The following is a 20,418-nucleotide window of genomic DNA, read 5'->3' as shown; positions in this document are numbered from 1 at the left end:
GAGGCGGATGAGTACAACTACGCGAAGAACCCCCGCGGTCTCCGTCATTGTGACGGAGACGCGGGGGTTCCGGACAGCGCTCGGTTCAGCTGACGCTGATCAGGTCCACGACGAAGATCAGGGTCTCGCCCGGCTTGATCGCGTTGCCGGCGCCGCGGTCGCCGTACCCCAGGTGCGGTGGGATGACCAGCTTGCGCCGGCCGCCGACCTTCATGCCCTGGACGCCGGTGTCCCAGCCCTGGATGACCTGGCCGACGCCGAGCTGGAACGCCAGCGGGGCGCCGCGGTTGTACGACGCGTCGAACTCCTCGCCGGTGGAGTGGGCCACGCCCACGTAGTGCACATTGACCCGCGAACCGGCCTTCGCCTCGTCGCCGTCGCCAACGGTGATGTCGGTGATCTCGAGATCCGCCGGCGGCGGCCCGTCCGGAAAGTCGATCTCTGGCTTCTCAGTCATACATTCCAGCTAACCAGATGATCAGCCGAGGATCTGGCGCAGGGTGGCCGCGAACTCCTCCGGCTTGCCGGGCTGGCCGTACTCGTTGCCGAGGAAGCCACCGTGGCCGCTGGGGAACGTGACCGGCTCCAGGCCGAGCCGCGCTGCCGCAGCCTTCCCGCCGCGGGCCGCCATCTGATTGCCCGACTCCTCGCCGACACCGATGACGATCCGCTCCTTCGCCTTGCTCAGAGCGTCGAAGTCGGGCTGGTACGACGTACAGCCGCGAAGGTTCTGGCCGAGGAGGGCGTCGTTGCGGGAGCCGTCGTCCTCGGTGGGGAGACCGAACATCGCCGGGTCCGGCGCGGGTTGCTGCGTGTAGTCGGCGGGGACCTCGCCGTCGTACCCGACGAAGGCGATGAACTTTGCCATGCCGGCGCCCATGCCGTCGCGCTGGTACGTCGCGTACATGTCGGCGACCACGGCCAGGGCGTTCTCGCTGTCGGGGAGGATCGCGGCCAGCGGGGGCTCGTGGGCGACCAGCGTGTTGACCAGGTCGGGACGCTTCGCCGTGAGAGCGAGCGCATTCACCGCGCCGCCGCTGCTGGCGAAGATGTCGACCGGGCCGACGTCGAGCTGCTCGATGAGCGCGGCGAGGTCGGCGGCGTGGTCGTCCGGGGAAAGCTCGGTGATCTCACCGGCGCGGACGCTCCGCTCGACGCCGCGCGGGTCGTATGTGACGACGGTGCGATCGGCGAAATGTGAGGCCAGGGTCGGGAATCCGCTTGCACCCATCGGCGAGCCGATCATCAGTAGCACGGGCCGATTCGCGAGGTCACCGCGAACGTGGTACGTCAGCGTGGCTCCGGGCACGTCGAGCGTCTGGGTCACAGGCTCTGGCATCGCACAGCTCCTCTGCGGTCGGTCTCGTGGTGGTGAGCCTAGACCGCTCCGGCTGCACGGAACAGGAACTCGAGGTGCACTATTGTCGCACTCTGTGATCACGAGGCTTGCTGTGTTGTCCGGCCTGGCAGCGGTCCTGACGTCGGTTGTCGCAGTGGCGGCGCCGGCCGAGACCTACGGGCAGTACTCGTTGATGTTCGAGAAGGCAGCCGGCCAGTACTTCGCGGGTGGGACGGCGGCCGGCCAATGGGCCTGGACGCCGCTGAGCGCCACCGAGTCCGACATCTCCTGGGGTGACCCCAAGGCCTGGCCTCCGAAGTCCGCCGAGCACTTCATCCACGACGGCGAATGGGTTCTCCTGGACGGCTACAACGACGGCGCCGGCCGCCCGCTGACCCAGGTCCAACGTGTCACCAGCGAAAAGCTGGGCGACGCCAACTGCAACAACCTGCAGCCGATCCCGTCCGCCGGCGGCCGCCAGCACTACGTCCGATGGACCATCCCCACCACCGGCTACTGCCTGGACGCCACCGGCACCATCAAGCCCCCCAACGGCTCCACCACAGTCACCTTCCGCCACCTACAGAAGTGGCTCCCACCCCATCCCTGCAGCAACCCGTTCTACAAGTCCCAGACCTGCATAACCCAGTACGAACAGTGGTGGGACGACAACCAGCACCCGTACTCCCTGCAACTGACCCGCACCGTCGAGCTGGCCAAAGGCCTGGGCATGGCCTTCACCAACCGCACCACCGTCCCCCTCACCTGGAACGCCGACGGCCGTTACTACTGGCACTACTGATGGCACTACTGACGCTGCCGGTCGGAGTACTGCGGATCACACGCTAGGCTGAGCGCCTGTGAAGGTCTTGGTGATCGGCTCCGGTGGCCGCGAACACGCACTGGCCTGGGCGCTGGCCCAGGACCCCGAGGTCGAGCAGGTCGTGGCGGCCCCGGGCAACCCCGGCATCGCTGTGTTGCGTCCGGCGTACGACGGGCAAACGATCGTTTGCCGTTCTGTGGACATCGAGGATCACGACGCGGTTGTCGCGCTGGCGCAGGAGCTCGGTGCCGACCTGGTTGTCGTCGGTCCGGAGGCGCCGCTCGTCGCGGGGCTGGCCGACCCGTTGCGGGACGCCGGAATCCCGGTGTTCGGTCCGTCCCGCGAGGCCGCGCAGATCGAGGGCTCGAAGGCGTTCGCGAAGGACGTGATGGCCACCGCGAGTGTGCCGACCGGGCGTGCGTACGTGTGCACGACGCCGGAGGAGGCCGCGACCGCGATCGACGCGTTCGGTCCGCCGTACGTCGTGAAGGACGACGGACTCGCCGCGGGTAAGGGCGTTGTCGTCACCTCGGACCGCGAGGAGGCGCTCGCGCACGCGGCCCAGTGCGGCCAGGTGCTGATCGAGGAGTTCCTGGACGGCCCCGAGGTCTCGCTGTTCGCGATCACCGACGGCACGACCGTGCTGCCGATGCAGCCGGCGCAGGACTTCAAGCGCCTCGCCGACAACGACGAAGGCCCCAACACCGGCGGCATGGGCGCGTACACACCGTTGCCCTGGGCACCGGACGACTTGGTTGCCGAGATCACCGAAAAGGTCCTGCAGCCGACGATCGACGAGCTCCGCCACCGCGGTACGCCGTTCAGCGGCCTGCTGTACGCCGGTCTCGCGCTGACCTCGCGTGGTGTCCGCGTGATCGAGTTCAACTGCCGCTTCGGCGACCCGGAGACGCAGGCGCTGCTGCCGATGCTGAAGACGCCGCTCGGCGGCCTGCTGCTCGCAGCCGCCACCGGCAAGCTGGCCGACCAGGGCGAGCTGAGCTGGCGCGACGCCGCCTCGGTCGCGGTGGTCGTCGCCGCGAAGAAGTACCCGTCCAGCCCGCGCAAGGGCGACCCGATCGCGGGCGTCGAGCAGGCCGAGACCGACGACGTACGGGTCTTCCAGGCCGGTACGGCGATCGAGGACGAGGAGCTCGTCACGTCCGGCGGCCGTGTCCTGGCGGTCAGCGCCGTCGGCAAGGACCTGGCCGAGGCCCGCCAACGCGCGTATGCCGCCGTCGGTCAGATCCGGATCAAGGGCTCCCAGCACCGCACCGACATCGCCCTCAAGGCCGAACGCGGCGAGATCACCGTCTGACGACTCCTCGCACCCCCTCGCCTGTGAGAAAGTCATACGCTCGAGGGAACCGGATCGATGGGTCGGGGGTGTAGGTGGTTATGGAGACGGAGGGGCTGCGGGAGTTCTACCGCGCGCACCAGCCACGGCTGGTCGGGGTGATCTCGCTGCTGACCGGGTCGCGGGCCGAGGCGGAAGACATCGTCCAGGAGGCGTTCGTCCGGCTGGTGCCCCGGTGGCAGAAGGTCTCGCGGTACGACTCTCCGGAGGCCTGGGTGCGCCTGGTCGCCGTACGGCTCGCCGCGAACCGGCACCGTGACGGCAACCGGTTCACGCAACTGTTCCACCGGCTGCCGGCGGAACACGTCCCGGACCCCGCCGACAGGTACGCCGGTGATCTCGAGCAGGCTCTCGCCGGCCTGCCGATGCCGACCCGGCAGGTCGTCGTCCTCCATTACGTCTGTGACCTGAGCGTGGCTCAGGTGGCGGACACGCTCGGGATCGCGGAAGGCACGGTCAAGTCGCGCCTGTCCCGCGCCCGGGACGCCCTGTCCGATTCATTGCTGTTGAGGAGTGACGACCATGCCTGATCTGCAGGAGGATCTGCAGGCCCTGGCGGACCGCAAGGCCGCCGAGTCCGCCGGTGACTTCGACTCCGTCCTGACCGCGGCCCGTTCCCGCAAGCGCCGCCTGACCGCCGGCCTGACCGTGCTCGGCGCGGCCGCCGTGGTCGGCGCCGTCGCGGTCGTCCCCACGCTCCGGCCGGCGCACGACGCGCCCGTGGCCGACAGCCCGGTGCCGACCAACCTGGTCGCGCCGCCCGAGGTGTCCGTGCAGCCGAACCCGGCGCCGGTCGAGAAGGCCGGTCCGCTGACGCTGACCTCGGCGAAGGCGCTGGTCGCCGGTGGCCAGGTCGTCGCCTCGTTCCCGGACAAGCAGGTCCGCCACGTGACCTTCACGCTCGCATCGGCGGCCAAGCCGGACGTGCCGCTCTACACCCTGGTGGCCAAGGTGCCGGGCGACGCGACCACGCCGTACTCGATGAAGGTGAACCCGGGTGAGTCCGGGATCGCGATCCCGCAGTACACCAGCGCTGGGCCGTACACCCTGGCCCTGCCGAAGGGCCTCGCCGCCGGTTCGTACCAGGTGTGCACGCTGTCCGGCGCCAAGCTCTGTGGTCTGGTGACGGTCAAGTAGGAGCCGTCTGGGAGAATGGGGCTCGTGACCAAGCCCCTGATCCCCAACGTTCTCGCCGCGCGCTACGCCAGTCTGTCGATGGCTGAGCTGTGGTCACCGGAGCACAAGATCGTGCTCGAGCGGAAGCTCTGGGTCGCGGTGCTGAAGGCCCAGAAGGAGCTCGGGGTCGAGGTTCCGGACGGGGTCGTCGAGGACTACGAGCGGGTGATCGACCAGGTCGACCTGGCGTCGATCGCGGCCCGGGAGCGGGTCACCCGTCACGACGTGAAGGCGCGGATCGAGGAGTTCAGCGCGCTCGCCGGGCACGAACACATCCACAAGGGGATGACGAGTCGTGACCTGACCGAGAACGTCGAGCAACTCCAGATCCGCGCCGGTCTCGAGCTGGTCCGGGACCGCGCGGTGGCAACCGCCGTACAGCTCGGTCAGAAGGCGGCCGAGCACGCGTCGCTGGTGCTGACCGGCCGCTCCCACAACGTCGCCGCGCAGGCGACGACGCTGGGCAAGCGGTTCGCGTCGGCCGCGGACGAGCTGCTGGTCGCGATCGCGCGGATCGAGGAGCTGATCGAGCGGTATCCGCTGCGCGGCATCAAGGGCCCGGTCGGTACGTCGCAGGACATGCTCGACCTGTTCGGCGGTGACGCGGCGAAGCTCGCCACGCTGGAGAGCACGATCGCGCAGCACCTGGGCTTCAGCCACACGCTCACCAGCGTCGGCCAGGTGTACCCGCGGTCGCTCGACTACGAGGTCGTGTCCGGGCTGGTCCAGCTGGCCGCCGGGCCGTCCAGCCTGGCGACGACGATCCGGCTGATGGCCGGGCACGAGCTGGTCACCGAAGGCTTCAAGGAGGGCCAGGTCGGTTCCTCGGCGATGCCGCACAAGATGAACACCCGGTCCTGCGAGCGGGTCAACGGTCTGGCCGTCATCCTCCGCGGCTACGCCTCGATGGCGGGCGAGCTGGCCGGCAACCAGTGGAACGAGGGCGACGTCTTCTGCTCCGTGGTACGGCGGGTCGCGCTGCCGGACGCGTTCTTCGCGCTGGACGGACTGTTCGAGACGTTCCTGACCGTCCTGGACGAGTTCGGGGTGTACCCGGCCGTCGTGTCGCGCGAACTCGAGCGGTACCTGCCGTTCCTGACCACGACCAAGGTGCTGATGGCCGCGGTGAAGAACGGTGTCGGCCGGGAGACCGCGCACGAGGTGATCAAGGAGCACGCGGTCGCGACCGCACTCGACCTGCGGAAGGGTCTGGCGGGCAACGACCTGTTCCACCGCCTCGGCGCCGACGGCCGGCTCGGCCTCACCGAGGAGCAGATCGTCGGTATCGTCGGCGAGCCGCTGACGTTCACCGGCGCGGCCGTCGACCAGGTCGGAGTGGTCGTCGCGAAGATCGACGACCTCGCGAAGCGCCACCCGGAGGCCGCCGCCTACACCCCGGGTGACATCCTCTAACCCGTGTTCGCACCGCTCACCTGGTTCCTGGTTGCGCTGTCGCTCGCCGCGGCAGTCTTCGCCGTCGTACTCGCGGCGCGTGACAAGCGGATCAACTGGACCCTGCTCGGCGTGCTCGGGGTCATCGAGGTCGCGCTGCTGGCGCAGTTGGTCGTCGGCATCGTGCAGCTGAGCGGGACCGACCGGGACGTCTCCGGCCCGTTCTTCATCGGGTACCTGATCGGCTCGCTGATCATCCTGCCGATCGGCGCGTTCTGGGCGCTGGCGGAGAGCAGCCGCTGGGGCGCGGGCGCGCTGGCCGTCGCCTGCGTGGTGATCCCGATCCTCGAGCTCCGGCTGCACGACCTGTGGACGGCCTGACATGACCGATCCCGCGGCGACCAAGCACGGGCCCGGCCGGATCCTGATCGCGGTGTACGGCGTGTTCGCGCTGGCCGCGACCGCACGCGCCGGCGTACAGATCGCGACGAAGTTCAGCGACGCCCCGATCGCCTACCTGCTGTCGGCCGTTGCCGCGATCATCTACTGCGCGGCGACCTTCGCGTTGGCCAAGGCAACGAAGGTGTCCCGCAAGGTCGCCACGACTGCGATCGTGATCGAGCTGATCGGCGTACTCGCGATCGGTGCGTTCAGCTACGCGGTACCGGACGACTTCCCGGACGCGACCGTGTGGTCGCACTTCGGGCAGGGGTACGGGTTCGTGCCGGTGGTGCTGCCGGTACTCGGACTGCTCTGGTTGCGTCGCACTCGGTAACTGCCAGGAAACTGCCAGCCACACGCAGGGGCCGGCACAGCTTCACCGGACAGCATCGGTGACATGCAGATACCAGGTCTTCCTCGGGTCGAGATCGTCGTACCCGTCAAGAACGAGGAGAACGACCTCGGACCGAACATCAGACGGTTGCGGGAGTTCCTCGACACCGCTTTCCCGTTCCCGGCCGAGGTCTGCATCGCGGACAACGGAAGTACGGACGCGACATATGAGATCGGCATGCTGCTCGCGAGTGAGCTGCCCGGGGTCCGGATCGTCCGGCTCGAGCAGTCCGGTCGCGGCCGTGCGCTGAAGCAGGTCTGGTCCGCGAGCACCGCCGAGGTGCTTGCCTACATGGACGTCGACCTGTCCACCAACCTGAACGCCCTGCTCCCGCTGGTGGCGCCGCTGCTGGCCGGCCACAGTGATGTTGCCATCGGCACCCGGTTGGCGAAGAGCTCGCGGGTGGTCCGGCGGCCGAAGCGCGAGTTCATCTCCCGCTCGTACAACCTGTTGCTACGGGCAACGTTGAGCGCGCACTTCTCGGACGCCCAGTGCGGGTTCAAGGCGATCCGCGCCGACGTGGCCCACGAACTGCTGCCGCTGGTCGAGGACACCAGCTGGTTCTTCGACACCGAGCTGCTGGTGCTGGCCGAGAAGGCCGGGCTGCGGATCCACGAAGTACCGGTGGACTGGGTCGACGACCTCGACTCCCGGGTCGCGATCGCGAAGACGGTCGGCGAGGATCTGCGGGGGATCGCTCGGCTGATGCGCAGTCGCGTCGACCTCGAGCCGATCCGGCAGAAGTACGGTCGCCCGCGGATCCTCGATCCTCGTACGGCGATGGCCGCACGGGTACTGCGGTTCTGCGCGGTCGGCGTGCTGAGCACCGCGGCGTACGCGCTGCTCTACCTCGTGCTGCGCCAGGGCATGCCGGCCCAAGTGGCGAACCTGCTGTCGCTGCTGATCACGGCAGTCGGCAACACCGCGCTCAACCGCCGGATCACCTTCGGCGTACACGGTGTGGAAGGCCGCTGGCGGCATCAGCTGCGCGGCCTGGTTGCCTTCGGCATCGGCTGGAGCCTGACCGCGGCCTCGCTCTGGCTGTTGCACACGGCAATCGCCGCTCCGCACCAAGCGGTGGAGATCACCGTGCTGACCATCGCGAACCTGGCCGCGACCGTGGTCCGGTTCAGCCTCTTCCAGACGTGGGTGTTCGACGACGACGCGCCTACTTTGCCCGCCTTCGAACCCCCAGCGGTTCTCGACCAGACCCGGAGCAACTGAGATGACAACGCTGACCGATCCCGTCGAGGCGACCAGGCCGCGCGCGATCAGTACGCAGTACACGCTGGGCCGGGACAAGGTCCTGTACGCCGGGCTGCTGGTGCTGACCGCGATCGCGTACCTGTGGGGCCTGTCCAAGAACGGGTACGCCAACGAGTACTACGCGGCCGCCGTACAGGCCGGGTCGACGAGCTGGAAGGCCTGGTTCTTCGGGTCGTTCGACTCGTCGAGCTTCATCACCGTGGACAAGACCCCGGGCTCGCTGTGGGTGATGGGGTTGTCCGCGCGGATCTTCGGCTTCAACAGCTGGAGCATGCTGGTGCCGCAGGCGCTGATGGGCGTCGCGAGCGTCGGGTTCGTGTACGTATCGGTGCGGCGGTGGTTCTCCGCGAACGCCGGTCTGCTGGCCGGAGCGATCCTCGCGATGACGCCGGTCGCGGTGCTGATGTTCCGGTTCAACAATCCGGACGCGCTGCTGATCCTGCTGCTGTGCGCGGGGGCGTGGGCCGTGACGCGGGCGATCGACTCGGTGAAGCACTCGGCGCGGTGGATGATCCTGGCCGGCGCGCTGGTCGGATTCGGGTTCCTGACGAAGATGCTGCAGGCGTTCCTGATCCTGCCGGCGTTCGGGCTGGCGTATCTGGTGGCCGGAAAGCCGGCGCTGGGTAAGCGGTTGGTTCATCTTGTGCTGGCGACGGTGTCGCTGATCGTGAGTGCCGGGTGGTGGGTCGCCATCGTCGAGCTGATGCCGGCGTCGGCCCGGCCGTACATCGGCGGGTCGTCGAACAACAGCATTCTCGAGCTGACACTCGGGTACAACGGGCTCGGCAGGTTGAGTGGTAATGAGACCGGATCGGTCGGCGGCGGTGTCGGGAATCCTGGCTGGGGTGGCGCGACAGGGCTGCAGCGGTTGTTCGGTGGTGAGTTCGGGTCGCAGATCTCGTGGTTGATGCCGGCTGCGTTGCTGGCGACCGTCGTACTCGTCGTTGCTGCGGGGAAGGCGCCGCGGACCGACAAGACGCGGGCGTTCGCGTTGCTGTGGGGCGGATGGCTCGTGGTCACCGGGCTGGTGTTCAGCTACATGCAGGGCATCATCCATCCGTACTACATGATCGCGCTGGCACCGGCCTTCGGTGCGGTGATCGGCGGGGCGATGTCGATCCTGTGGCGCCGCCGGGCCGAGTGGTTGCCGCGGGCAACTCTTGCTGGTGGAGCGTTGCTGACGGCCGGGTGGAGCTTCGCGTTGCTGAACGGGACTCCGACCTGGCATCCGTGGCTGCGTTGGCTGGTGTTGATCACCGGTGTGCTCGCGGCCGGGCTGGTGCTCCTGCTTCCTGAGCTCAAGTTGCATGGGACGGCGGCTCGGCGGGCCGGGGTTGCGGCTGCTGCGGTGCTGGCTTTCAGCGCGCTGGCGGGGCCGACGGCGTACTCCTTGGACACCATCAGCACGGCGCATGCAGGAGCGATTCCGACCGCTGGGCCAGGCGGGATGGGTGGCATGGGCGGGGGACGCGGTGGGTTTGCGGGTGGGCGGATGGGGACGCCTCCCGGGCAGACGGGGACCACTGGCGGCGGTGGAGGCGTCGGTGGGTTCCTTGGTGGCGGCGGGACCAGCGGCGTTTCGAGTGAGCTGGTGACGCTGTTGCAGAACGGGTCCAAGGGGTACACCTGGGCCGCTGCTTCGGTGACTGCGAACGGCGCCGCGCCGCTGCAGATTGCGTCGGGCGAGCCGATCATGGCGATCGGCGGGTTCAACGGGACGGATCCGGCGCCGTCGCTGGCCGAGTTCGAGCAACTGGTTGCCCAGGGCAAGATCCACTACTTCGTCGGTGGCGGTGGGATGGGTGGCGGCTTCGGCGCCCGCGGCGGGACCTCGAACGAGATCTCGACCTGGGTCTCGGAGAACTTCACCGCCCAGACCGTCGGAAACACCACCGTGTACGACCTTTCCACTGGAACAGGAGCATAGGCATGACGCAAGAAGCCCAATGGCAAGCAGCAAAGGCCGCCCAGCCCGGCCCGGCACCGGAACCGCCGGCGGCGCACGCACCCGCACCGGATGCGGCTCCGAGTACGAAGCGGCCGAGCAACGTCGCTCTCGCTGGAGCTGGTTCGATACTTGCGGTTCTCGCATTCCTTGGTGGGATGGCGGTTGGGCATTCGTGGGACGGGACGAGCACTCAGCAGAACCAGTTCGGTGGGCCAGGTGGTGGTGGGTTCGGCCGCGGGTTCCAGGGACAGGGCAACGGTCAGGGCCTCCAGCCGGGGCAGGGAACTCTTCCAGGGCAGGGGACCCAGCAGCAGCCGGGGACGACGCAGAACGGGTGAACCTGGCTTGAAGTAGGCAGCCCGGCGGGTCATGAGCGGACACTCGGCCCGCCGGGCGCTGTTGTCCGGACGATCGTCAAGTCGCGAGACGACACGCGGAATGGTTCACCGGCCCATCGGGTGGGGTAGTGATGGGGCGTGGAATGGTCGAACGTCACCTGGTTCCTGACCGCGCTCGGCGCGGTCGTCGTCCTGATCACGCGCGTCCGGCTCGGTGGAACGGTGGTGGACGGCACCGCGCACGGCGCCGGTCGGCACGGGTTCTCTGCTGCCCTGCTGCGGTTGCACACCGTCGTGGGTGTGATCACGCTGCTCGGCTGGGTCGTAGCCCTCGTCACCGGTCGGCGGGAGATCGCGCTGGTGATGCTGGCCGGCTGGTGGTTGCTGACGGTCATCGGACTGTTGCTTCTGGCCCGTTGGTTGCCGAGTGGAGGCAAGCATTCCGAGGACACACAGAGTGATGCGTGGGGTTCCGGCGCGGGCCTGTCCGTGCTCGGCCACGTCGGCATGCTGGTCGGCGTCTGCTACTTCACCTTCGTCACGATCACCGATCGCCTTTGAGCCCCGCGATCAGCGCCACGACAGAACGCCGTACGGCGGCCTCGAACGCTTCTGGTGAGAGCGTTGCGCCCGCCCCCGCGACCCGGTCGTACATCAACCCGTCCATCATCGCGGCCACCGGCCACGCTGCAGCCTCCGGCTCCGGTACGCCGAGGCCGTCGAGCAGCTGTGCAAGCATCGCCCGCAACTGTCGCCCGCCCTCGGTGATGGCCGCCCGCAACTCGGGCTGACGACTCGCCTCCAACGACAACTCGTACCGCGCGACCAGATCGTCCGGCCGGTCGCGCGCCATCCCGAGCGTCATCCCCACCATCAGGTCGAGCGGATCCGCGCCGGCCGGCGGCATCGCGCTCACGTCCCGGGCGAGCATCCGGCTCACGCACGCTGTGAGCAGAGCGTTCCGGGTGCGCAGGTAGTACGACGTGGAGCCCGGCGGTAGGCCGGCCTCGGTGTCGACGGCGCGATGGGTCAGCCCGCGCAGGCCGCGCGTCGCGACGAGATGGATCGCGGCGTCGGCGATCGCGTCCTGGCGATCCGCACCCTTCGGAACCTGCTTCGTCACGCGGGTCAGTCTCGCACTTCCCAACCAAACTCTACAGATGTAGAGTCAGGTTCATGAGTACGGCAATCGTGGTCGGGGCGGGTATCGGAGGGGTTACGGCTGCTGTCGCGCTGCAACAGTGCGGCTGGCAGGTCACGGTGCTGGAGCGTGCGCCGGAGTTGGGTGAGGTAGGGGCCGGCATCTCGGTCTGGCCATCCGCTGTTGCTGTGCTCGAGCAGCTCGGGGTCAAGGGCGTCGAGAAGGCGTCGGTGCAGTCGAGACCGGCCGGCATGCGCAGGCCTGACGGCCGGTGGGTGGTCACTGCGACCGAGCTCGGCGTCGAGCTGCCGGTGATGATCCACCGCGCGCAGTTGCACGAGCTGATCACGGCCGAGCTCGGCCTTGCCGTCACGGTGCGGACCGGGTACGACGTACGGACCGTCACGCAGGACGGCGACGGCGTGACGGTCAACGGTGAGCTCCACGCCGACCTCGTGGTCGCCGCGGACGGGATCCGGAGCGTGGTGCGGGGCGCGTTGTACCCGCAGTACAAGGGGCCGCGGTACTCCGGGTTCTCGGCGTACCGCGGGATCGCGGACGTGGATCTCGACGACGGCGGTGGGGAAACCTGGGGCCGTGGGCAACTGTTCGGGTTCGCGCGGCTGATCGACGGGCGCTTCTACTGGTACGGGACGGCGAACCAGCCGGCCGGCACGACGAGTGAGCCGACCGTGTTCACGAGCTGGCACGACCCGATCCCGAGGCTGATCGCCGGCAGCGACAAGGTGCTGCAGAACGACATCTACGACCTGACGCTGCCGCTGGTCCCGTTCGTCCAGGGGCGAATCGTGCTGCTCGGCGACGCGGCCCACGCGATGACGCCGAACCTCGGCCGCGGCGCGTGCTCGGCGATCGAGGACGCCGGGGCCCTGGCGCGGCACCTGCAGGCAAGCGAGCTCACGCAGGCGCTGACGGCGTACGACGCCGAACGGCGGCCCGCGACGACCAAGCTGGTCAAGCGGTCCCGGGGTCTCGGCCGGCTCGCGCAGGTCGAGAATCCGATCGTGTGCGGGCTCCGTGACGGGCTGTTCGGCCTAGGGGGCAAGGTGATGGCGCTGCGTGCCCGCAAGTAGGCTCGCGGCTGTGATCACTACGCCGCAGGCGCCGGAGATCCCCGGCGCGAAGCACATCCACTCCGGCAAGGTCCGGGACCTGTACGAGCTGGAGTCCGGCGACCTGCTGATGGTGGCGAGCGACCGGATGAGCGCGTTCGACTGGATCCTGGAGTCGCTGATCCCCGACAAGGGGAAGGTGCTCACCGCGATGAGCCTGTGGTGGTTCGAGCAGCTGGACGTGCCGAACCACATCATCTCCACCGACGTTCCGGCCGAGGTCGCGGGCCGTGCGGTGGTGTGCGAGAAGCTCGCGATCTACCCGGTCGAGTGCGTCGCCCGCGGATACCTGAGCGGCACCGGACTGCTCGACTACAACGCCACCGGCGCCGTCTGCGGCATCCCGCTGCCGGACGGCCTGGTCGAGGGCTCCCGGTTGGACGACCCGATCTTCACCCCGGCGACCAAGGCCGAGCTCGGCGAACACGACGAGAACGTCTCGTACGACGCGGTGGTGGCGACCGTCGGCGCGGACACCGCGTCGACGCTGCGGGACACCACCCTGGAGATCTACACCTGGGCGCGGGCGATCGCCGAGGATCGCGGGATCATCCTCGCGGACACGAAGTTCGAGTTCGGCGCCCGCGCGGACGGGACGCTGGTGCTTGCCGACGAGGTGCTCACCCCGGACTCGAGCCGCTTCTGGCCGGCTGCCCTGTGGTCCCCGGGCAAGCAGCAGCCGTCGTACGACAAGCAGATCGTCCGCGACTGGCTGCAGTTCGAGTCCGGCTGGGACCGTACGTCGGGGGAGGCGCCGCCGCCGCTGTCCGACGAGGTGGTCGAGCGGACCAGGTCGGCGTACATCAATGCCTACGAGCAGCTGACCGGGCGTAAGTTCGAAGCTTAGAAGGCGCTGACGCCCAGCGCGAGCAGGATGAAGCGGGCGCCCCGTCCGGCCAGGACCGACAGGGTGAAGACGACGGTCCGCATCCGCGAGGCGCCGCCGATCAGCGCCACGCCGTACAGCGGTGGGATGCCGACGAAGGCGCTCAGCAGTGTGACCGGGACGCCCCAGCGGCTGTCGCTCATCGCGTCGAGGAGCCGTTTGGTGAGGTCGCGGTTCCACTGGACGAAGCGGCCCCAGCGGGTGTCCAGGTCGACCGGCTTGGGTTCCTTGGTCTTGCGGGCCGCGTAGCCGGGGCGGTAGCGGACGGCCAGGAACATCGCGACCTTGCCGATGGTCTGGCCGACGGAGACGCCGGCCGCGGCGACGACCGGGTTCAGGGCGTGAGTGGCCCCGACGGCGAGGACGTACGCCTCGGCGTTCATCACCGGTACGACGGCGGAGCCGATGCCGAAGCCCACCGCGAGTACCAGTTGCCAGACCCACATGACTCCGAGGCTATGCGCCATTGCGGCCATTCCCACGGATCTCAGGCCCACCTTCGGGGGTGGACCAGGGTCCACCCCTCATCGCGGGTGTCCCGGGGCGGCGAGCCGGCGGCCGCAGAGGATCGTGATCAGCCGGTACGACGAGACCACCTTGACCGCGAGCGCCGCGATCGCGACGACGTACGGCAGCCACTGCGCGCCGGTGTGGCCGGCCACGACCAGCGAGATCACCACCGCGCCGGTGTTCAGCGCCTTGGCGGGCTTGGACCAGTTCCACAGGTAGATCGGCCGGTCGACCTTGTAGAAGTAGTTCGGGCTGAGCATCCACGGCCAGAGCAGGAACGAGAACGTCAGCATCGTGTCCAGGACGCCGAACTGGGCCAGGTAGATCGCCAGCGGGCCGATCGTCGCCGGGTACGTCGCCATGAACGCGGCCGCGAGCAGGAACGAGCAGGCGCGGTCGCAGACGATGTCGAACACCGCTCCGGACAGCGACTCCTCGTTCCGCCGCCGGGCCACCCAGCCGTCGAGACTGTCGCCGAACCAGTACGAGAAGTAGCCGAGCACCAGCCAGGTGAGGTCGCCGGTACGGAACGCGAAGGTGGCGACCGCCATCGCGATCAAGGTCCGGACCAGGGTGATGCGGTTCGGCAGGCCCAGTAGCAGCGCAGGCCGGACCGCTAAAGGGGTCGTGCTCATGCGGCCCTCAGATTCTCGGGATCCAGTGCGTCCCGGAGTTGGTTGCGAAGGAGATAGCCGGCGGCCGCGCCGCCGAGATGACCGAGCAGCCAGCCCCCGGCCGTCAGGGCAACCGCGATCAGCAGCGTGCCTGGCTCGAATCGATCTACGGCACCACCGACCACGCGGCCGAGACCGATCAGCGTGCCCAGCAGCAGGCCGGTCGCCAGCGCTGGCGCGGCGACAGCGGTCAGTTGCCGACGGATCACGCGGCGGAGGAACGTCAGGTCGACGCCCAGTGCGGTCAGGCTGGCGAACTGGCGACGATGGTCGACCAACTGGTCCGCCACACCGACGATCAGGGCAGCCATCGCGGTCAGGGCGACCAGGGCCAGGCCGGCGATCGTCAGCCCGAAACCGGTGGTGTAGAACGCGGCATTGCCACCCCGGTCGTTCTCGGCGTGGACGCCGGCGATTGCGTTGGCCATGGTGCCGACGAGGAACCCGCAACAGCCCAGAAGCATGCAGATGCGGGACGCCGGGCGTGAGTCGGTGACCAGCCGCAGTCCGGTCAGCATGTACGCCGGATCGCTCGACCGCTGCAGCCGCCGCCCGACGGCGCGGATCCACACGGCTGAAGTGCTGAGGAAGAACAGTGCGATCCCGGCAAGCGCGATCGTCGACGCTACGTATCCCAAGTACCGCGACGTCAGCAGACCGAGCACGATCAACACCGGCCCCGCGATGATGCCGGTACGACGCTGCGCCGCGGACTCCGGCGCGGACGGCACTGGACCGTCCCGGTGCAACAGTCCGCCGATCACCGCACCAGCCGCCGTCATCGCGATCACCACTGGGATCCACAGCGCCGCATCGAGCACCTCCGCACCAGGGAGGATCCGGGCCATCCGGGGGAGTGCTCCGAAGAGCAGGCTGAGCAGCAGGTACGCCGGTCCGGCGAGCAGGCCGCCGACGAGACCCGCGATCGCGCCATCGGTCACAGTCAGCTGGCGCAGCTGCTTCCTGGAGGCACCTGCGAGTCGCAGTGCAGCCAGTCGCCGTTCGCGTGCCGCCGTACCCAGGCGCAATGCCTGGACTGCAAGGCCTCCGGTGAGGACGGCGAGGATGATGAGGATCGCGATCAGTCCGGAGCGGAGACCGCTCTCGGCGACGTAGTTGCTGTAGACGCCTTCGCTCAGCTCTCCCTTGCCGAGACGTGCGATGCGCAGTGCGCCGAGCAGCAGGGCTCCGCTGAGTGCGAGGGTCGCAGTGGCCAGCTTGACTCGGCTGCGGTCCGCCAGGGTCCGCGAGCGGGACAGTTGCACCAGCGTCTCGAGCGTCATCAGAGCGACACCTCGTGCTGGATCAGGCCGTCGCGCAACCTGATCTCCCGGTCTGCCGACGAGGCGACGACGTTGTCGTGCGTCACCATCAGCAGAGCGGCGCCGCGGTACCGGGCGGCCTGCAGCAGTACGTCGAGCAGCTCCTGCCCGGCGCGGCTGTCCAGGCTGCCGGTCGGCTCATCAGCCAGTACGACGGATGGTCCGGTGACCAGTGCGCGCGCCAACGCGGCACGCTGCGTCTGACCTCCGGACAGCTCCGCCGGCACCGCGTCGGCGTCGTCGGCGATCCCGACCTGGTCCAGCCAGTGCCGTGCGGCGACGTGGGCTTCGCCACGTTCGTGACCGTCCAGCAGGAGTGGGAGCGCAACGTTGTCGATCAGTGGCAGGTCCGGCACCAGTTGGCCGAACTGCAGCACGATGCCGACCTTCGTACGCCGGAGTGCCGCACGCTGCTCTTCCGGTAGAGCGGTCAGGTCCTGACCGTCCACCCGGACCACGCCGGCGTCCGGGGTGAGGATGCCGGCCGCACAGTGCAGCAGCGTGGACTTGCCGCAGCCGCTGGCGCCGGTCACCGCGACCACCTCGCCCGGCTTGAGCTTCAGACTGACGCCGCGGAGCGCAGTGTTCCGCCGGTACGAGTACTCGACGCTCTCCAGCTCCAGCACAGGTTGTCCGCTCATCTGTGAGCCCCCCTTTGCTCCGATATGCGGTCCAAGGCGCTGTCCAGCCAGCGCAGGTCGGCGTCGAGGTGGGCCACGATGTACTCGCGGACCAGCGGCGAGGTCGGGTCGTCGTCGGCAGGCGTCTCGCGCAGTTCGCGGATCCGGCGCAGGTGGCTGGCGCGCTGACGGGCGAGGAAGCCGGCCGCGTCCCCGCCGGTGCGGATTGCCGCCACGAGCTTCCGCAGTACCTCGTCGGCGCTGCCCCAGGCGGGAGGGACCGGATCGGTGAGCCAGCCGGCCAGGTGATCGCGGCCCTTGCTCGTGAGCGCGTAGACGGTCCGGTCCGGGCCGCCGCCGGATGTCTTGTCGACCACCTCGACCAGGCCGTCGCGCTCCAGTCGCCCCAGCGTCGTGTACACCTGGCCGAAGGCGAGCGGCCGGCTGTCGGGGAACCACGCGTCATGGCCGCGCTTCACGTCGTACCCGTGTGCCGGGCCCGCGGACAGGAGCCCTAGCACGAGCTCTGCGGTGGCCATAACGGTGACTATACACTGCGTGTATGTACTGAGTGAATAGTCTCTTCGCCGATGCAGGATGCGGCATTCTGGGGCTCGCTCGGTAGGATTCAGGCGTCACCCCGGAACGAACCTGGAGTAGTCAGTGGCTCGCGTTGTCGTCGACGTCATGCTCAAGCCCGAGATTCTCGACCCGCAGGGCAAGGCGGTGCACGGCGCGTTCGGCCGGCTCGGCTTCGCCGGTGTGGCCGATGTCCGGCAGGGAAAGCGCTTCGAGATCACCCTGGACGGTGAGGCGACCGAGGAGGCCGTTGCGGAGATCCGCAAGGCCGCGGACACGCTGCTGGCCAACCCGGTGATCGAGGACTACACACTGCACGTGGAGAACGGACAGTGAAGATCGGGGTCGTCACCTTCCCGGGTTCGCTGGACGATGCCGACGCCCGTCGGGCGGCCGCGGTGGCCGGTGCCGAGGCGGTCGCGCTCTGGCACGGTGACGCCGACCTGCACGGCGTGGACGCGGTCGTCCTGCCCGGCGGCTTCTCGTACGGCGACTACCTGCGCGCCGGTGCGATCTCGCGGTTCGCGCCGGTGATGGAGACCATCATCAAACGGGCCGGCGAGGGGATGCCGGTGCTGGGGATCTGCAACGGCTTCCAGGTGCTGTGCGAGTCGCACCTTCTGCCCGGTGCGCTGATCAAGAACCACCACCGCAAGTTCATCTGCAAGGACCAGCCGCTGCGGATCGAGAACAACCGCACCGCCTGGACCAGCGACTACGACGCCAACCACGAGATCACCATCGTGCTGAAGAACCAGGACGGTTCGTTCGTCGCCGACGAGGCGACGCTGGACCGGCTGGAGGGTGAGGGCCGGGTGGTCGCCCGCTACCTGGACGAGAACCCGAACGGCTCGTACCGCGACATCGCCGGGATCACCAACGAGCGCGGCAACGTGGTCGGCCTGATGCCGCACCCCGAACACTGCGTCGAGACCCTCACCGGCCCGACCACGGACGGCCTGGGCTTCTTCACCTCGGTCCTGAAGGCCGTCGTCGCCTCCTGATGAAGCTGTTGCGGCGGTGGCAGTGCCGCCGGACCTTGCTCCGTGCGGCCACCGCGGTCGCGGCCGCAGCAGCTGCACTCACGCCGGCGGCTACAGCACACGCCGCGCCGACTGGGGCGGCTGACCTGTTGGCGAAGGTTGTGGTGATTGGCGTGCCGGGGTTGAGCTGGAGTGATGTGAAGGCTTCGCCGGAGTTGACTGCTCTGGTGGATCAGTCGCATGTGGGGTCGATCTCGGTGAAGACGGCCGGCCCGCATACCTGTCCGATCGATGGATGGTTGACGATCAGCGCAGGGACGCGGGCGTGGGGCAACGTCCCGGACCAGCCGTGTGGTGACCTGCCCGCAGTGGCGGACGGGAAGATCACCGGCTGGCAGACGTACGTCGACCGGCAGGCCCAGCACCACACCGGCGCCCCCATCGGCCGCCTCGGCGTCAGCCGCGACCGCGTCTGCGGCTTCGGACCAGGCGCAGCGATCGCAGTGGCGAAGCCCGACGGCACCGTCGCCAACTGGAGCCCGGACTTCGACGCCTCCAAGCTGGCCAGTACGGCGTGTGGCGACGCGATCGTCGACGCCGGCGCCATGCCGCTCCGCGAAGGTCGCGACGAGGCACGCAAGCACGTAGCCGACCTGGTGGCGCAGGCCAGAGCCGCAGGCGGCTGGGTGCTGCTCGTCGGCGTCGCCCAGGAGACGGTCGACGCACACCAGCAAACACTCGTGGCGATGCAGCTCCCGCCGGACAACGGTCCGCGCTGGCTGACCAGCGACTCGACCCGCCGCCCCGGCCTGATCCAGCTGACCGACATCACCGCCACCGTTCTGCGCGGTGATGCCAAGCCGGTCGACCCAGCCGGATCCGAGAAGGCAGGCCCGCTCGACGGCGCCGAGATCCACTTCACCGGCGGCCTGCACACCGACGCGGCAGCAGTCATCGAGGACCGCCTCGACGCGAACCAGCGGTTCGAGCAGCCGCGCCCGGTGCTGTTCGCAGTGGCGCTGACGATCGTCGGCGCCGAGGTGCTCGCGCTGGTGTGGTTCCTGATCAGACGCAGCCCGGCGTCACGTCGTACGACGGTGTTCATGCTCCTGGTGCAGGGCGGGTTCTACATCGCCGTCTTCCTGGCACAAGCGACAGTCTGGTGGCGGTGGCCGTCGCCCGGATTCTCCTTGTACGCCGTGACGATCGGGATCAGCGCACTGTCCGCAGCCCTGGCACAGGTCTTCCTGAAGCGCTACGCCTACCTCGGACTCGCGCTGGCGGCATACCTGCTCCTGCTCATCGACGGAGTGCTCGGTACGCCGATGCAGGTCGGCAGCATGTTCGCTGACGGACCTGTGATCGGTGGGCGGTTCTACGGCTTCGGCAACTCGACCTTCGCCACGCTGGCGGTCGGTGCGCTGGTCACCGCCGGCTGGGCTGCGCAGAAGCTGATCGACAAGAGCAGAGTGCAGGCCGCACTCGCAGTACTGGCCATCGGCGGCGCTGCGATCGTCGTGGACGGCAAACCGGGCTGGGGCACCGATTTCGGCGGCATCATCGCACTGACCCCGGCTGTGCTGCTGATGGCCTGGCTCACCTGGAAGGGCACCATCTCGCTGCGCGCACTGATCGGCGTGGGTCTTGCCGGCCTACTGGCCGTCTCAGCGGTCGCCTTCCTCGACTATCTGCGTCCGCCCGACCAGCGCAGTCATTTCGGTACGTTCGTCGCCCGGCTCCTCGACGGCGATGTGAGCGACGTACTCATTCGCAAGCTCCAGATGGCGGTCCAGTTCTTCAGCGGACCGGCCGGTTGGCTGATGCTCGTCGCTGTCGTCCTCCTCATGCTGGCGACGGTCCTGCCGCACCGTGTGCCGTCAGAGTCGTACCGCGAGTTCTACGGCAGCCTGCCGATGATCCGGCCCACTCTGCTGGCCATGTCGGCCTGTGGTCTCGTCGGCATGCTTCTGAACGACGCCGGGGTCGCACTGCCCGCGATCATGGCCGGCTTCGCCGTCCCGTTGCTGGTGGCTCATCTCATGGCCTCCCGGCAGCCCGCTACCGTTTCACCTGAGTCCCACCTAGTGCAGGAGTCCTGA

At 68.8% G+C, this 20,418-nt stretch carries 24 protein-coding genes; 16 read left to right on the top strand and 8 right to left on the bottom strand.

Annotated elements, in window-relative coordinates; all coding sequences use genetic code 11:
* Positions 1–85: 85 nt before the first annotated feature.
* Together OHA10_RS08835 and OHA10_RS08830 are read right to left on the bottom strand one after the other, a co-directional pair.
* Positions 86–457, bottom strand: a complete 372-nt coding sequence (locus OHA10_RS08835; protein WP_350865222.1) for an FKBP-type peptidyl-prolyl cis-trans isomerase — start codon at positions 455–457, stop codon at positions 86–88.
* Between the two features lie 21 nt (positions 458–478).
* Positions 479–1,339 (bottom strand): alpha/beta fold hydrolase, encoded by an 861-nt coding sequence (locus OHA10_RS08830; RefSeq protein WP_371405675.1) that lies wholly within the window; start codon positions 1,337–1,339, stop codon positions 479–481.
* A 94-nt stretch (positions 1,340–1,433) separates the two neighbouring features.
* Between OHA10_RS08830 and OHA10_RS08825 the strand changes: the two genes are divergently transcribed.
* The 11 genes from OHA10_RS08825 to OHA10_RS08775 all read left to right on the top strand — a co-directional run bounded on the left by OHA10_RS08825 (position 1,434) and on the right by OHA10_RS08775 (position 11,032).
* Positions 1,434–2,141: a hypothetical protein gene (locus OHA10_RS08825; protein ID WP_371405674.1), complete on the top strand. Its 708-nt coding sequence runs from the start codon at positions 1,434–1,436 to the stop codon at positions 2,139–2,141.
* 58 nt (positions 2,142–2,199) lie between these two features.
* A complete protein-coding gene (gene purD / locus OHA10_RS08820) occupies positions 2,200–3,477 on the top strand; it encodes a phosphoribosylamine--glycine ligase (RefSeq protein ID WP_371405673.1) in 1,278 nt (425 codons plus the stop codon).
* 80 nt (positions 3,478–3,557) lie between these two features.
* Positions 3,558–4,046, top strand: coding sequence for a SigE family RNA polymerase sigma factor (locus OHA10_RS08815; protein ID WP_130442519.1), 489 nt, complete (start codon positions 3,558–3,560; stop codon positions 4,044–4,046).
* On the top strand, positions 4,039–4,653 hold the full coding sequence (locus tag OHA10_RS08810) for a hypothetical protein (protein ID WP_371405672.1): 615 nt from the start codon (positions 4,039–4,041) through the stop codon (positions 4,651–4,653). Before OHA10_RS08815 ends, OHA10_RS08810 begins: the two co-directional genes overlap by 8 nt.
* 15 nt (positions 4,654–4,668) lie before the next feature.
* Positions 4,669–6,105 carry an adenylosuccinate lyase gene (purB, locus tag OHA10_RS08805; protein WP_371405671.1) on the top strand — a complete coding sequence of 479 codons (1,437 nt, stop codon included), beginning with the start codon at positions 4,669–4,671 and terminating at the stop codon, positions 6,103–6,105.
* Between the two features lie 3 nt (positions 6,106–6,108).
* A complete protein-coding gene (locus OHA10_RS08800) occupies positions 6,109–6,465 on the top strand; it encodes a hypothetical protein (protein ID WP_371405670.1) in 357 nt (118 codons plus the stop codon).
* Position 6,466: 1 nt separating this feature from the next.
* Entirely contained in the window at positions 6,467–6,859 is a 393-nt protein-coding gene (locus tag OHA10_RS08795; RefSeq protein ID WP_363876106.1) for a hypothetical protein, read from the top strand.
* A 63-nt stretch (positions 6,860–6,922) separates the two neighbouring features.
* Positions 6,923–8,143, top strand: a complete 1,221-nt coding sequence (locus OHA10_RS08790; RefSeq protein WP_371405669.1) for a glycosyltransferase — start codon at positions 6,923–6,925, stop codon at positions 8,141–8,143.
* A 1-nt stretch (position 8,144) separates the two neighbouring features.
* Positions 8,145–10,112, top strand: coding sequence for a glycosyltransferase family 39 protein (locus tag OHA10_RS08785; RefSeq protein WP_371405668.1), 1,968 nt, complete (start codon positions 8,145–8,147; stop codon positions 10,110–10,112).
* 2 nt (positions 10,113–10,114) lie between these two features.
* Positions 10,115–10,471, top strand: a complete 357-nt coding sequence (locus tag OHA10_RS08780; RefSeq protein ID WP_371405667.1) for a hypothetical protein — start codon at positions 10,115–10,117, stop codon at positions 10,469–10,471.
* 138 nt (positions 10,472–10,609) lie between these two features.
* On the top strand, positions 10,610–11,032 hold the full coding sequence (locus OHA10_RS08775; RefSeq protein WP_371405666.1) for a hypothetical protein: 423 nt from the start codon (positions 10,610–10,612) through the stop codon (positions 11,030–11,032).
* Here the strand turns inward: OHA10_RS08775 and OHA10_RS08770 are convergent.
* Positions 11,016–11,594 carry a TetR/AcrR family transcriptional regulator gene (locus OHA10_RS08770; protein WP_371405665.1) on the bottom strand — a complete coding sequence of 193 codons (579 nt, stop codon included), beginning with the start codon at positions 11,592–11,594 and terminating at the stop codon, positions 11,016–11,018. The genes OHA10_RS08775 and OHA10_RS08770 overlap by 17 nt on opposite strands.
* A gap of 53 nt (positions 11,595–11,647) precedes the next feature.
* Here OHA10_RS08770 and OHA10_RS08765 point away from each other — a divergent pair, with 53 nt between their 5' ends.
* Positions 11,648–12,706, top strand: coding sequence for an FAD-dependent monooxygenase (locus OHA10_RS08765; RefSeq protein ID WP_371405664.1), 1,059 nt, complete (start codon positions 11,648–11,650; stop codon positions 12,704–12,706).
* 10 nt (positions 12,707–12,716) lie between these two features.
* Positions 12,717–13,592 (top strand): phosphoribosylaminoimidazolesuccinocarboxamide synthase, encoded by an 876-nt coding sequence (locus tag OHA10_RS08760; RefSeq protein ID WP_371405663.1) that lies wholly within the window; start codon positions 12,717–12,719, stop codon positions 13,590–13,592.
* Here the strand turns inward: OHA10_RS08760 and OHA10_RS08755 are convergent.
* From OHA10_RS08755 to OHA10_RS08735, 5 genes are all read right to left on the bottom strand, one after another.
* A complete protein-coding gene (locus OHA10_RS08755) occupies positions 13,589–14,077 on the bottom strand; it encodes a hypothetical protein (RefSeq protein WP_371405662.1) in 489 nt (162 codons plus the stop codon). The genes OHA10_RS08760 and OHA10_RS08755 overlap by 4 nt on opposite strands.
* Before the next feature lie 78 nt (positions 14,078–14,155).
* Positions 14,156–14,776: a CDP-alcohol phosphatidyltransferase family protein gene (locus OHA10_RS08750; RefSeq protein ID WP_371405661.1), complete on the bottom strand. Its 621-nt coding sequence runs from the start codon at positions 14,774–14,776 to the stop codon at positions 14,156–14,158.
* The gene (locus tag OHA10_RS08745; protein WP_371405660.1) at positions 14,773–16,098 is read right to left on the bottom strand and encodes an FtsX-like permease family protein; all 1,326 of its coding nucleotides are present in this window, start codon (positions 16,096–16,098) and stop codon (positions 14,773–14,775) included. Before OHA10_RS08745 ends, OHA10_RS08750 begins: the two co-directional genes overlap by 4 nt.
* Positions 16,098–16,778, bottom strand: a complete 681-nt coding sequence (locus OHA10_RS08740) for an ABC transporter ATP-binding protein (protein ID WP_371405659.1) — start codon at positions 16,776–16,778, stop codon at positions 16,098–16,100. Before OHA10_RS08740 ends, OHA10_RS08745 begins: the two co-directional genes overlap by 1 nt.
* Entirely contained in the window at positions 16,775–17,296 is a 522-nt protein-coding gene (locus OHA10_RS08735) for a helix-turn-helix transcriptional regulator (RefSeq protein WP_371405658.1), read from the bottom strand. The genes OHA10_RS08740 and OHA10_RS08735 overlap by 4 nt, the downstream gene beginning before the upstream one ends.
* 124 nt (positions 17,297–17,420) lie before the next feature.
* Between OHA10_RS08735 and purS the strand changes: the two genes are divergently transcribed.
* Genes purS through OHA10_RS08720 form a run of 3 tightly spaced genes read left to right on the top strand, consistent with a single transcriptional unit; the run spans position 17,421 to position 20,418 of the window.
* Positions 17,421–17,672 carry a phosphoribosylformylglycinamidine synthase subunit PurS gene (purS, locus tag OHA10_RS08730; RefSeq protein WP_371405657.1) on the top strand — a complete coding sequence of 84 codons (252 nt, stop codon included), beginning with the start codon at positions 17,421–17,423 and terminating at the stop codon, positions 17,670–17,672.
* Positions 17,669–18,340 (top strand): phosphoribosylformylglycinamidine synthase subunit PurQ, encoded by a 672-nt coding sequence (purQ, locus tag OHA10_RS08725; RefSeq protein WP_371405656.1) that lies wholly within the window; start codon positions 17,669–17,671, stop codon positions 18,338–18,340. The genes purS and purQ overlap by 4 nt, the downstream gene beginning before the upstream one ends.
* Positions 18,340–20,418 (top strand): hypothetical protein, encoded by a 2,079-nt coding sequence (locus tag OHA10_RS08720; RefSeq protein ID WP_371405655.1) that lies wholly within the window; start codon positions 18,340–18,342, stop codon positions 20,416–20,418. The genes purQ and OHA10_RS08720 overlap by 1 nt, the downstream gene beginning before the upstream one ends.

It is taken from the genome of Kribbella sp. NBC_00662, assembly GCF_041430295.1.
In the GTDB taxonomy this organism is placed as follows: Bacteria; Actinomycetota; Actinomycetes; order Propionibacteriales; family Kribbellaceae; genus Kribbella.
The sequence above is the reverse complement of the archived record's forward strand: the minus strand, read 5'-3'. Positions and strand labels throughout refer to the sequence as shown.